Annotated in this window: 13 protein-coding genes; 6 read left to right on the top strand and 7 right to left on the bottom strand. The window is 35.2% G+C overall.

The features are described from left to right. Nucleotides 1-8: 8 nt before the first annotated feature. Both rpmA and rplU read right to left on the bottom strand, forming a co-directional pair. Entirely contained in the window at nt 9-269 is a 261-nt protein-coding gene (rpmA, locus tag J3U00_RS07680) for a 50S ribosomal protein L27 (protein ID WP_034883716.1), read from the bottom strand. Between the two features lie 15 nt (nt 270-284). After that, on the bottom strand, nt 285-593 hold the full coding sequence (gene rplU, locus J3U00_RS07685) for a 50S ribosomal protein L21 (protein WP_065562918.1): 309 nt from the start codon (nt 591-593) through the stop codon (nt 285-287). A 232-nt stretch (nt 594-825) separates the two neighbouring features. Between rplU and narX the strand changes: the two genes are divergently transcribed. Together narX and narL are read left to right on the top strand one after the other, a co-directional pair. After that, nucleotides 826-2,634, top strand: a complete 1,809-nt coding sequence (narX, locus tag J3U00_RS07690; RefSeq protein WP_267332080.1) for a nitrate/nitrite two-component system sensor histidine kinase NarX — start codon at nt 826-828, stop codon at nt 2,632-2,634. A 3-nt stretch (nt 2,635-2,637) separates the two neighbouring features. Further along, the gene (narL, locus tag J3U00_RS07695) at nt 2,638-3,291 is read left to right on the top strand and encodes a two-component system response regulator NarL (RefSeq protein WP_065562920.1); all 654 of its coding nucleotides are present in this window, start codon (nt 2,638-2,640) and stop codon (nt 3,289-3,291) included. Between the two features lie 37 nt (nt 3,292-3,328). Here narL and cysG read toward each other — a convergent pair whose 3' ends face one another. From cysG to nirB, 4 genes are all read right to left on the bottom strand, one after another. Then, complete coding sequence (cysG, locus tag J3U00_RS07700; protein WP_065562921.1) at nt 3,329-4,702, bottom strand: siroheme synthase CysG; 1,374 nt, start codon at nt 4,700-4,702, stop codon at nt 3,329-3,331. A 111-nt stretch (nt 4,703-4,813) separates the two neighbouring features. After that, nucleotides 4,814-5,581 (bottom strand): nitrite transporter NirC, encoded by a 768-nt coding sequence (gene nirC / locus J3U00_RS07705; protein ID WP_267332081.1) that lies wholly within the window; start codon nt 5,579-5,581, stop codon nt 4,814-4,816. 22 nt (nt 5,582-5,603) lie between these two features. After that, nucleotides 5,604-5,936, bottom strand: a complete 333-nt coding sequence (gene nirD, locus J3U00_RS07710) for a nitrite reductase small subunit NirD (RefSeq protein WP_267332082.1) — start codon at nt 5,934-5,936, stop codon at nt 5,604-5,606. Nucleotides 5,937-5,939: 3 nt separating this feature from the next. Beyond that, nucleotides 5,940-8,462 (bottom strand): nitrite reductase large subunit NirB, encoded by a 2,523-nt coding sequence (gene nirB, locus J3U00_RS07715; RefSeq protein ID WP_220225296.1) that lies wholly within the window; start codon nt 8,460-8,462, stop codon nt 5,940-5,942. A gap of 278 nt (nt 8,463-8,740) precedes the next feature. On the opposite strand from nirB, the gene J3U00_RS07720 reads away from it, so the two are divergent. From J3U00_RS07720 to J3U00_RS07735, 4 genes are all read left to right on the top strand, one after another. Beyond that, nucleotides 8,741-9,238, top strand: a complete 498-nt coding sequence (locus tag J3U00_RS07720) for a MarR family winged helix-turn-helix transcriptional regulator (RefSeq protein WP_065562925.1) — start codon at nt 8,741-8,743, stop codon at nt 9,236-9,238. A gap of 58 nt (nt 9,239-9,296) precedes the next feature. After that, a complete protein-coding gene (locus J3U00_RS07725; protein WP_267332083.1) occupies nt 9,297-10,433 on the top strand; it encodes an HlyD family secretion protein in 1,137 nt (378 codons plus the stop codon). Continuing rightward, complete coding sequence (locus J3U00_RS07730) at nt 10,430-11,599, top strand: ABC transporter permease (protein ID WP_218060058.1); 1,170 nt, start codon at nt 10,430-10,432, stop codon at nt 11,597-11,599. The genes J3U00_RS07725 and J3U00_RS07730 overlap by 4 nt, the downstream gene beginning before the upstream one ends. A 78-nt stretch (nt 11,600-11,677) precedes the next feature. Further along, on the top strand, nt 11,678-11,854 hold the full coding sequence (locus tag J3U00_RS07735; protein WP_176713967.1) for a hypothetical protein: 177 nt from the start codon (nt 11,678-11,680) through the stop codon (nt 11,852-11,854). A 119-nt stretch (nt 11,855-11,973) separates the two neighbouring features. On the opposite strand, the gene J3U00_RS07740 is transcribed toward J3U00_RS07735, so the two are convergent. Beyond that, nucleotides 11,974-12,636 carry an HAD-IA family hydrolase gene (locus tag J3U00_RS07740; RefSeq protein WP_267332084.1) on the bottom strand — a complete coding sequence of 221 codons (663 nt, stop codon included), beginning with the start codon at nt 12,634-12,636 and terminating at the stop codon, nt 11,974-11,976. Nucleotide 12,637: the final 1 nt, after the last annotated feature.

The following is a 12,637-nucleotide window of genomic DNA, read 5'->3' on the forward strand; positions in this document are numbered from 1 at the left end:
CTGGTTTATTAGCTGTTAGCAACTACACTAACATAACGGCGGTTTTTAGGTCCTTTAACTTCAAACTTAACTTGTCCATCAACTAACGCGAATAGGGTATGATCACGACCACAACCTACATTAGTACCTGGGTGGAATTGAGTTCCACGTTGACGAACTAAAATATTACCAGCAAGAACTTCTTGAGAACCATAACGTTTAACACCTAAACGTTTACTCTGGGAATCACGACCATTACGTGATGAACCACCAGCCTTCTTATGTGCCATTGTTCGATACTCCTATTAAGCGATTGCAGTGATCTTCACATCAGTGAACCACTGACGGTGACCTTGTTGTTTACGATAGTGTTTACGACGACGGAATTTAACAATTTTCACTTTCTCGCCACGACCGTGCTCAACAATCTCTGCTTTAACTGTTGCACCTTCAACAAACGGAGCACCAACTTTGATGTCTTCACCATTTGCTACCATTAAAACTTTATCGAAAACAACTTCTGCACCTGTTTCGACTTCAATTTTTTCCAAGCGAACGACTTGTCCTTCGCTAACTCGGTGTTGTTTACCACCACTTTGGAAAACTGCGTACATACTTAACTCCGCAATAAAAAGCAGACGATTCCTGATTTAACATATATGTCTGCATTGATTAATCTTATAGGGCGTGAATTTTACGCAAAATTTATGCTTGTTGCAAGCGCTGTTTAATAAAAGATCGCAAAAAGTCATAAAAAAGATCTTTGATCAACGGTTTTCACGATACAATAGAGCTAAATTATTATTTATTTAAACAATATTTAACACAAAAATATTGAGTATCGATATGCTAAAAAGAAAATTTCGCTACAGTGCATCTATTTTAAATCGTTTAACACTTTTAATGTTTTCTTTAGGTGCCATGGCGTTATTAGCTTTGTTTTTATCAATACAAGTAGCTAATGATACTAAAGGCAGTGCTTATATGATAAACCAATTGGGTTTAATTAGGATGAAAAGCTATCAATTTTTAGCCATGATCCCGATTGAAAAAAAGGACTATGATCGACTTAATATTTTTAATGATATTCCGTCTTCTGAGCAATTAAAATTATTTGAACGTTACCATTTAATTGATGAGCTTAACCAATTACAGTCTCAATGGATAACTGATATTGTCCCCAAAATTAAACAAGCAAACAGTATAGATGAAATAAAAAATGAAATTGATAAGTTTGTAACTCAGACCGATAAATTAGTCCATCAAATTGATCAAAAAACAGAAAATCAAATCCATTATATATCACAATTGCAATTTGTTTTTATCATTCTTATTGTTCTATTTCTTCTTGCGCAAATTTACTATTTACGTCGTTATCTTCTTGCGCCTTGGCGCAAATTAATTAATATGGCTGAATCTATTTCGCAACATAACTTTAGCCAACGATTTAACAGTAAGAAAAGTAAAAAGAACGAATTTGATTTATTGGGGCAAGCCTTCAATGAAATGGCAGAACAAATTGAATTGCAGTACCAATTATTAGAAGAACGTGTCACAGAAAAAACTGCCGAATTACAACAAATCAATAAAATATTGTCGTTTCAGTATCAAGCTATAAAACAACTGCACACATCAGATCCATTATGTGAACGCTTTTTAATTATACTCCGCCAGCTTGAGGAATTAGTGCCATTAACACAGTTTCAAATTCGTTTTTATGAGTCGGATAATATAGAACATTATCAACAAATCAGCTATGCCAACCAACAAAGACTACCTTATTGCCAAAATTCAGAATGTAACGCTTGCCTTATTCCATCAAAATCTTATCAAGAAAATGGATTTCAACGTTATTGGTATCTTCAAGAAAAAGGTGAAAAATTTGGTATTTTATTTGCTCTACAACCATCAACAATGCATCTAAGTGCAGAACAAGAAAATTTAATTACAGCCTTAGTCGAGCAAATGACGACAGCACTAATGCTTGATAGGCAAATAGAACAACAAAAACAATATCTATTAATGAAAGAGCGCTCAGCAATGGCCAGAGAGTTACATGACTCTATAGCACAATCTCTTTCTTGTTTAAAAATTCATCTTAGTTGCTTACAAATGCAACCAGATTTAACCTCACAAACAAGTAGTGATTTGCTAGCTATAATGCGTACAGAAGTTAATATTACTTATTCTCAATTAAGAGAATTAATAACTTCTTTTCGTTTACGACTTAATCAAACCGGTTTTTATGCCAGCTTAATGGAGTTGATCGAAGAATTTAATCAAAAATTGAAATTTAAAATACAAGCTGAATATCAACTACCTCTCAATATCATTAAGAGCAAATATGCATTCCATCTATTGCAATGTGTACGCGAATCTTTAAATAATATTTATAAACATGCTAATGCAACACAAGTTAAAATAAGTTTAACTATTGATGATAATCAGATTATTAGTGTCAGCATAAAAGATAATGGTATTGGTTTACAAAATAATGCTAATCAAGATAATCATTATGGATTAATAATTATGCGTGATAGAGTTGGAATATTAAATGGCAATTTAACCATTAATAGTAAGCCTAATCTAGGCACTGAGATTGTAATAACGTTTAAAGCAACTACAATGATCCCATTTAAAATGATAGAAGAATAACAAATGGAACAAGTTAAAAGTTCAATATTACTTATTGATGATCATCCCATGTTAAGAAATGGGGTTAAGCAACTTATAAAAACAATCAATAATTTTGAGGTTATCGGTGAAACAGGCTCTGGCTTAGAAGGGGTTATGCTTGCAGAAACACTTGATCCGGACATTATTTTATTAGATATCAATATGAATGATGTGAATGGATTAGAAATCTTGCGTTATTTACGAGAAAAAAATATTTCTGCACGAATCATTATATTTACTGTATCAGATGCAAAAGAAGATATCATTACTGCTATCAAAACCGGTGCTGATGGCTATTTATTAAAAGATATGGAACCGGAAAACCTTCTGAAAGCATTAATAGATATTTCTGAAGGCAAAATCACCATGGATGAAGCAATTTCACCTATTATTCTTGATTATATGCGTCATGGTGGAGGCACGACTACAAGCCAGTCCCATAATATTAATTTACTCACACCAAGAGAACGAGAAATATTTAATTTATTAGTTCAAGGATTATCAAATAAATTAATAGCGAAAGAGTTAGATATTGTCGAAAACACAGTAAAAGTCCATATAAAAAGTATATTTAAAAAACTAAATTTTAAATCAAGAATGGAAATGACTGTATGGTATTTACAAAGTAAAGAATAGCTAGTACTAATTATGCCATTCTTCACTTTATCTAACATTAAAGTTTAGAAAACCAATTTAACTTTTTGCGTAATGCAACTACACGTCCAATAATAATTAAACTAGGACTACAAGCATGTAATGCAAGTTGAGTAAGATCACATAACAATCCCTCTACAACTTTCTGATTGGCTTTTGTACCTTCTTCTACTATAGCCACAGGTATATTACTATCCATACCATGTTTAATTAATTGTGTTTTAATATTTTCTGCTTGTGATAACCCCATATAAAAAACGAGAGTCTGTTTTTCAGCAGCTAAACTTTGCCAATCCAAATGAGTGCCATCTTTCAAATGACCCGTAATTAAACGAACACTATGAGCATAATCACGATGAGTTAATGGTATTCCACTATAAGCTGAGCATCCTGAAGCAGCTGTAATTCCTGGTACTAACGAAAAAGGAATATTAGCATCAAATAGTGTTTCAAGCTCCTCTCCGCCTCGACCAAAAATGAAGGGGTCACCACCTTTAAGTCTTACTACTCGCAACCCTTTTTGGGCTTGCTCAAGTAATATTTGGTTAATTTGTTCTTGTGGCACACAATGAAAACCAGGCCGCTTACCGACAAAAATTCGCTGAGCATCTCGTCGAGCTAAATTCATTATTTCATCGGATACTAATCGATCGTAAACAATAATATCGGCTTGTTGAATTTGTTGAAGAGCTTTTAATGTCAACAACCCTGGGTCACCCGGACCGGCACCAACTAAAACCACTTCACCTCGATAATCAACTGGCTCTTCAAATAATTCATTAGTTAACATTTCAACTTTTTCTGAATCATTATTAGCTATAGCTTGAGCTAACCTATCATGTGTAAATAGCTTTTCCCAGAATCTTCTACGTTCAGTCATGCTTTGATAAGTTGCTTTTACTTTATTACGTAAATAACCAGCATATTTTGCTAGTTTTCCAATATTTTGCGGTAAAATCGCTTCTAATTTTTCACGTAATAACCGTGCCAATACAGGAGCATGACCTTCTGAAGATATCGCAACCATTATTGGAGAGCGATCAATAATAGAAGGCATAATAAAACTAGCACCTTTAGGTGAATCAACGATATTACAAAAAATACGTCGCTTTTCTGATTCTATACTGACTTGCTGATTGGTTTGTTGACAATCTGTTGCAGCAATAACTAACCATTTATTATCGAGTAGTTGTGTATCAAATTCACCTTGTATTAAAACCAATTGTTTTTGTTCTTGCCAACAGACAAATTGCTGAGTAAATTCAAGAGCATTGACAGTTAAATTTGCGCCAGCTTCAAGCAATAACCGAGCTTTACGCTCGGCTATTTCCCCACCACCAACTAATAAGCAATCACGGTTTTCTAATTTACAAAATAAAGGTAAATAATCCATAGACTTTAAAAACAACCATTAATATCTTATTGATCTAAAAAATTTACTGTTAATAATCCAATAATTCTTAAAAACAGTAAGCTAAACAATTACAACCTTATTCAATAATGATTAAGGTCGATCTGCTTTAGGTGTTGAAAACCAATATCCTAAGCCCATAAACAGTGCTCCAGATACTAAATTACCCAATGAAACCCATAACAAGTTATGCCCAATACCACCTAAAGTATAGGCATCAGTATGATTTCCAAACAAAGAAAGAGAAAATAACGTCATATTAGCAACACTATGCTCATACCCACAAGCAATAAATGCCAATAAACACCACCATATAGCAATAAATTTAGCTGAACCTTCAACTCGATTTGCCATCCAAATAGCTAAACAAACTAACCAGTTACATAAAATTCCACGAAAAAACAGCGCCATTGCGGGAGTGGATGTTTTTGCTAATGCCGCAGTATGTATAAGGGAAGTATCTGTTGCCAATAATGGGCTTGCAGCCCAATAAAATAAAGCAGCAACAAAAATAGATCCCAGTAAATTGCCTAGCCACGTTTGTGGTAATACCCACCACATTTGAAAGTGTGTAATCTTTTTAGCTTGAACACCAAATGTTAAAAACATGGTATGCCCAGTAAATAACTCCGAGCCCGCTATAACAACTAAAGTTAATGCAATTCCAAATGTTGCTCCCATAACTAAAGGTCTAACTGATGCATCAAGCAAATTACCCAGAGTAAAAATTAATATGATACCCAGACCAACATAAGCACCAGCCATAGCAGAACTTAGCCAAAACCCTATAGGATTGGTTTTAGCTAATTTAACAATACGTGCTGCATTAACAGCACATTTATTAATTGTTTCTGTATACATTTATTATTCCTATTTTTATTTATTAGCTAAATTTAACTTTAACAAATCCATCATTATCAATTTTGACCTCATAGTGTGCGATGGAATAACTTGCATCTTCAAAACAATAACCATCTTTTAAACGAAAGCGTTGTTTTTTCAGAGGACTAGCAACCCATAATTCATTTTCATGCTCACAAATAATCCCCCTAGAAAGCACACTAGCATTAGCAAAAGGATCAATATTACTAATCGCATAAAGCTCGTCAGAATGAAAAGGACGAAAAACAGCGACATGCTCTTTACCAACTAAAGCACAAACTCCTGTTTCAGGAAAAATATCTTCAATTTTACAGATAGTTACCCATTGACTCATAATCTACTCTCCTGACATAACTTGACGTTCTTCAAGGGTGGCGGGACGATGTTGTTGTCGCTCAGGTACAAACTGAACATTATCGTCTCGTTTAGGACTATTAATAAAATGAGCAAATCGGATTTGTGCTTCTGGATTATTAACAGTTTCTTTCCATTCACAAACAAAAAGCTTACGAATGCGAGCCATCTCTTTTTCAAGTTCGTCATTGATACCTAATTTGTCATCAATAATGACACTACGCAAATATTCGATCCCCCCCTCAAGGTTTTCAAACCAGACAGAAGTCCGTTGTAATTTATCCGCTGTACGAATATAGAACATAAGGAAACGGTCTAGGTAGCGAATAAGGGTTTCTCGATCTAAATCTGCAGCTAAAAGATCGGCATGACGAGGTTTCATACCACCATTACCACAAACATAAAGATTCCAACCTTTTTCAGTTGCAATAACGCCAATATCCTTACCCTGAGCTTCGGCACATTCACGGGTACAACCTGAAACACCAAGTTTGAATTTATGAGGCGCTCGAATACCTTTATAGCGGTTTTCTAATTCGACACCTAAACTAACACTATCTCCTACCCCAAACCGACACCAAGTGCTACCTACGCAAGTTTTTGCCATACGTAATGCCTTAGCGTAAGCGTGACCACTCTCAAAACCAGCATCAATCAGTTCTTTCCAGATAGCAGGAAGATCATCTTTTTGCGCACCAAACAACGCTATACGTTGTGAACCAGTAATTTTTGAATAGAGATTGTATTTCTTAGCAATCTGACCAACCGCAATCAATCCTTCCGGAGTAATTTCACCACCAGCACTACGAGGAATAATTGAATAAGTACCATTTTTTTGAATATTACCTAAAAAGATATCATTACTATCTTGTAACGGTACAAGATCTGGTTTAAGAATATAATTATTCCAACATGAAGCTAATATAGAGCCAACTGTTGGTTTACAAACTTCACAGCCATAGCCGGTACCATGTTTTTTTATCACTTCATCAAAGGAAGTTAATCCTTCAACACGAATTAAGTGAAAAAGCTCTTGCCGAGAATATTTAAAATGTTCACAAAGTGCATGGCTTACTTCAATACCTTGTTTCGCTAATTCCAAATTAAGGATTTGCGTTACTAGTGGTATACAACCACCACATCCACTACCCGCTTTAGTTTCAGCTTTAATTGCAGCAACAGTATGACAACCAGCATGAATAGCTTGAACAATTTTTGCCTTTGTCACATCAAAACAAGAACATATTTGTGCACTATCAGGTAATGCGTCAGCGCCTAATGCAGGCTTAGCACCTGCATGTGATGGTAAAATTAGAGAATCAGGATGTTCAGGTAAATCCATATCATTAAGCATCAATTGCAGCAAGTTACTATAATCAGATGTATCACCAACTAAAACAGCACCTAATAGTTTTTTATTATCATTAGATACCACTAACTTTTTATAAACTGGTACACTTTCATCTAAATAAACATAGCTTCTGCTAGCTATTGTTTTAGCCTTTGCATCACCAATACTACCAACGTCGACTCCCATTAATTTGAGTTTAGCACTCATATCGGCACCTTCAAATTTAGCGCTTTCACCGATTAAATGTGCTAAGGCAACTTGTGCCATTTTGTAACCAGGTGCAACTAAACCGTAAACTTTACCTTGCCAACAGGCGCATTCACCTATGGCATAAATATCCGGATCTGAAGTTTGGCAATAATCGTTAATAACAATACCTCCTCTAGGTCCAATATCTAATTCACACGCTTTAGCTAATTGGTCATTGGGACGGATGCCAGTTGAAAAAACAATAAAATCAATTTCAAGTGATGAACCATCAGAAAATTGCATAACTTTACCTGATGGGGTATGAATAATTTCTTGAGTATTTTTGCTTGTATGAACTCCAACTCCCATCTCTTCGATTTTTCTACGAAGTTGATCACCACCCATTGCATCAAGTTGCTCTGACATTAAGACTGGAGCAAATTCGACAACATGAGTTTCAACACCTAAGTTTTTCAATGCACCAGCAGCTTCAAGTCCAAGTAAACCTCCACCGACAACTGCACCTATTTTACAATTACTAGCACAATCACGAATCGCATCGAGATCTTCAATGGTACGATAAACAAAACAATTCGCCCCTTCAGCACCTTTAATTGGAGGAACCCATGGATAAGAGCCCGTTGCAATAATCAACTTATCATAAGAAACAATACGCCCAGTTTGTGAATGCACCTCTTTACGTTGGCGATTAATCAAAATAATCCGTTCATTAAGTAAAATATTAATATCATTTTCTTGGTACAAGCCTTCCCGAACTAAAGACAGAGCTTCTGCAGTATGGCCTGAAAAATAGGAAGAAAGATGAACACGATCATAAGCTACTCTTGGTTCTTGGCAAAAGATGGTAATTTTAAAATTATCAGACTGCATTTTTTCGATAATTTCTTCGACAAAACGATGTCCAACCATCCCATTGCCTATAATAACGAGATTGGTTTTACTCATAAAAAGCTCCAAATTTATTTTTAATTCAATTATTTAATTTTTATCTATACGATATTTTAAGGAACTTTAAATAGAATATAATTACCCTCAAGGATTACCACTTTAGTAGTAGATTAAATAATAAGCTTTAAAACAATAAGTTATCATTCTTGACTAACTAAATATCAATGAAAATTAACAAATTAATGAGATCAACCTCTCAAACTAAAGTAAAAAAACAATTGCCAATTTAGGACAAACCAGTATAATTAGCCGACTAAATAAATTAGGTAAAGCAATTGAATTACAACTCAAGAATACTTCCTTCGCGCGAAACTTTAGCAAAAGCACAAAGTTTTAATGATGAAATTATCGAGGTTTCAGGCGTTGATCTGGTCCTAAGTTTAATTACTACTGCCGATTTAATTCGTTCTAATATTTATGCACAACTTGCAAAAGATTATGATGTTTCTGAAGGAAAATTTGCATTGCTAATGTCATTGTATAGTGAAGGTGAAACCTGCGCTAGCGAGCTAGCATTGAAAGTTGGCGTCACTCCTGCAACTGTCTCAGTAATGGTTAAACGGATGTTAGCTGCGCAAGATCCTTTAATATCGATGACGAAAAGTGGGGAAGATGGTCGTTCTCGACTAATCAGGCTCACCACAACTGGTGTAAATCTTATACAAAAAGCGCTACCTAATCACTTAAAATCGATTCGTGCTTTTGCTCAGGTTTTAAATGCACAAGAGCAGGAATCTTTAATTGCAATGTTACGTAAATTATTACGTAAATAATTGCTTTTAATCACTAAAAATCATGATATTCTAACAATATACTTAGCTGACTAAATAAATGAAAAATAAACTAAACTTCGATTTACCAAAAAACATTAAAATTCCTGCTATATTTTTATTGCTACTTCTAATTGGATCAACATTGATTTGTCTTGGTTCAAGGAACGATGCAGTAACTGTTGCTAAAAGTATCAAATCAGGCGTATTAACTGCTGATGAAATCAATGTTGCATTTCAAAATGTAGGTGGCAAAGTCATTAAACGGTTTGTCCAAGAATCACAATTTGTAAAAAAAGGCGATCCATTAATGCAACTTGAAGATACTGATACGCAGCTATCAATAGATCGCTTACAAGCGCTAGTTGATAGTCAAACAGCCGCAGTTAATCAAGAACAAGCAGCAATCGAAATCACTGAAAATGAAACTAACCTCAATGAATTATCAACGTGGCGGAAAATAGAAGAAGTTAAAGCGAACTTAGAAGCTGCAATATCTTCTCGAGACTTAGCTAATACTGAATTTCAACGTCATACTCAATTAAGAAAAACTGGAGGCTCTTCACAATCACAACTTGATGCTGCACGCAATGCCTACATTAATTCAAAAATGCAAGTTGTACAGATTGAAAGTCAATTATCAACATTGATGATTGGTGCATCACCTGAGCAAATCACCCAGTTTGAACAAACTAGAAATGCAACGGGAATGACATTGCAGTCGATTACTATTGCTAGACAAAAACTGCAAAATCGCCAAAATCAGCTTGCTCAAATCCGTGCTCAACTCGCACAAGCCGAAGCTGATTTAAAGCAACTGAAAGTAAATTATAGCCGCCTTACATTAGTTGCACCAGAAGATGGAAAAGTACTAAAACTAATGTTTGAAGATGGTGAAATGGTGCCTGCTGGCGCACCAGCAGTATTGTTAGAAACAGACCGTAAATATGTTGACATCTATGTTAACGAAAAAATGGTTAATGATTATCAACCTGAAACTAAAGTAAAAGCTAATGTGATTGCCCTGGACAAAACAGTAAAAGGTACTGTCCGTTTTGCAACAGCGGCGCCTTCATTTGCTGATTTACGAATGACTCGGGAACGAGGACAGGCAGATTTAACATCTTATCAAGTCAGAATTTATATAGAACCTATACCGCATTTATTAACTGGTATGACAATTGAGGTTGATCAATGATGCAAAACATCATTAAATCTATGCTTGAAGAGCTTGATGCTATGTTATCAGGCCACTTCATTCCTTATTATAAAGTGTGCTTAGGTTTAGCTGCTATCGTATCACTTGTTTTTTCAATTGTGCTAAGCCATGGTTCAGTTTTTGAAGGAAAAATTGCTGTTATTGATCTTGATGGTTCCAATTACTCAACTGAATTAATCAGTAAAGTAAATACTTCACCATTTATTGAAATAACAGAAGTAATTCGCTCACCAATAAATCCAATTACATTAGTATCACACGACCGTAATTTAGGAGTGTTATATATTCCTAAAGGACTTGAAAAGTCTCTAAAAAAAGGGGATCAAACCGTTAAATTAGGTTATTTTGCTGATGATTCAAATGATGCACAAAATGCCAAGGTAATGCAAAGTCTTAATGAAATCATCCCTGAATCAGGTGCTGAATTGAGCGTTGGTAAAGTTGCAGCATTAGGACTTGGAAGAGAAGCAACTGAAGCAACCTTATCACCAATGCAATTGAAAACTAGGACCATGTTTAATCCATCTAGTTCATCAACAATATCCACTATAATCTATTTCGTTTACTTCTTCTCGTCATTAACGTATGGATTAACATCATTAATGATAATTGGCCGATTAAAAACAATGGGGATGTGGAATACCGTAATAGAACGTGGTTTTGTACCACTATTAGCGAGAACCGTGCCTTATGCCCTATTTTATACCACTGCTTTAACTTTAATTACTGCAATACTGGTTTTATTTGGACAATTACGTTTTGATGGTAATTACTTTATTTTTGTACCTAGTGTATTTATGACTGGACTCGCTTTTGGCTGGTTAGGCTTCTTATTATCTTGGAATACCAATCATCCAGGCGAAGGGGCTAGCAGAATGATTTTCCTTGTTCCACCGGGATTCATTATGGGTGGCTCAACCATGGCGGTAGGCATTATGCCAATCTGGGCATTTTATGTCAGCCACGCATTTCCATTAGTTTGGCTCTTCCGCTTTTTCCGCGATATAGGTATACGAGGACGCTCATTTGTCGATATGTTATCAACATATGGGATATTCATTATTTATTTAACCGTTATTGCTTTTATCGTGATGATGTTTGTTAATCGCTTGAAAAAACCAGACAATCAAACGCAAATTAATTAATTTATTCATACATAAGTTATTGAAACGCTTCCGCGGTTCAATAACTTTCTTCTTTACTATTATTCCAAGCGACCAGTGATGATGAAAATTGAATATTTTTATCAATCCACCGTTCAAATTCGTCATTTAACCAAATTAAACCGGCGAAACCCACCACCTAAAGTGACGTTAGAAATGGGGAATTTCCCAATTAACATGCAGGGCTTTTGTACTTTTTCAACCTTTAAACAAGCGATGAGTAAGGCAACGCAATAACCTTTATCTGATTGAAAGTATGCATAAATTTATGCTAAATTTTGTATGCTTTCAATCTAAAGACGGTTAAATAGATTGCGCTTGTGTGGAGCAAAAGCAGGTTGCCGGGTGTTATCCTATTAGCAAAACGTTTTTTTATTAATAATGAATTGATCGCTACCTGTGATTTTTTCAACAATCAGATCATTAAAGTTATCGATAGTTAGCTGAGCATGATGATTAATCAAATTAGACGTATTGACACCAATCACCTGACAATTAACCTTATTTGCTGACTCAATGCCCGCAGCGGAATCTTCAAAAACAATACACGAACTGGCTGCTAAATCTAACAGTTTTGCGCCTTGCAAATAGCCGTCTGGAGCTGGTTTGGTGTTAGCCACCATTTCGCCGGTGATAAATACCGGCGGTTTAGCAACCTGTAGCAAACTAAATCTTGCTTCAGCCACAATTTTAGTGCCGGAAGTGACAATCCCCCAAGGGATATTCATTGATGATAATAGCTGCAGAAAATCGCTTGCGCCCGGTATTTCATCAATCCCTTGTACATCATTTGACTCTAATTGCTCCATCCAATGATATTCTTGCTCAATCAAACTAGTGGGCTGATCAGGTAAAAACAGCTTAATATTATCGATAGCTTTACGCCCATGAATGGTTGTTAATACCTTAGTGGCATCTAAATGATGCCGCTGAGCAAATTTCAACCAGCAGCGCTCAACTGCTGGTAGAGAGTTAACCAAAGTACCATCTAAATCAAACAAAATACCTTTAGCTTTCATA

The organism is Gilliamella sp. B3127, assembly GCF_026536935.1.
Classification (GTDB): domain Bacteria; phylum Pseudomonadota; class Gammaproteobacteria; order Enterobacterales; family Orbaceae; genus Gilliamella; species Gilliamella apicola_E.

Excerpts from the sequence above, each read along its gene's own strand:
- rpmA (WP_034883716.1), bottom strand. The coding sequence starts at position 269 with ATGGCACATAAGAAGGCTGGTGGTTCATCACGTAATGGTCGTGATTCC.
- narX (WP_267332080.1), top strand. The coding sequence starts at position 826 with ATGCTAAAAAGAAAATTTCGCTACAGTGCATCTATTTTAAATCGTTTA.
- J3U00_RS07730 (WP_218060058.1), top strand. The coding sequence starts at position 10,430 with ATGATGCAAAACATCATTAAATCTATGCTTGAAGAGCTTGATGCTATG.
- nirC (WP_267332081.1), bottom strand. The coding sequence starts at position 5,581 with ATGTATACAGAAACAATTAATAAATGTGCTGTTAATGCAGCACGTATT.
- J3U00_RS07735 (WP_176713967.1), top strand. The coding sequence starts at position 11,678 with ATGATGAAAATTGAATATTTTTATCAATCCACCGTTCAAATTCGTCAT.
- J3U00_RS07725 (WP_267332083.1), top strand. The coding sequence starts at position 9,297 with ATGAAAAATAAACTAAACTTCGATTTACCAAAAAACATTAAAATTCCT.
- narL (WP_065562920.1), top strand. The coding sequence starts at position 2,638 with ATGGAACAAGTTAAAAGTTCAATATTACTTATTGATGATCATCCCATG.
- cysG (WP_065562921.1), bottom strand. The coding sequence starts at position 4,702 with ATGGATTATTTACCTTTATTTTGTAAATTAGAAAACCGTGATTGCTTA.
- nirD (WP_267332082.1), bottom strand. The coding sequence starts at position 5,936 with ATGAGTCAATGGGTAACTATCTGTAAAATTGAAGATATTTTTCCTGAA.
- nirB (WP_220225296.1), bottom strand. The coding sequence starts at position 8,462 with ATGAGTAAAACCAATCTCGTTATTATAGGCAATGGGATGGTTGGACAT.
- rplU (WP_065562918.1), bottom strand. The coding sequence starts at position 593 with ATGTACGCAGTTTTCCAAAGTGGTGGTAAACAACACCGAGTTAGCGAA.
- J3U00_RS07740 (WP_267332084.1), bottom strand. The coding sequence starts at position 12,636 with ATGAAAGCTAAAGGTATTTTGTTTGATTTAGATGGTACTTTGGTTAAC.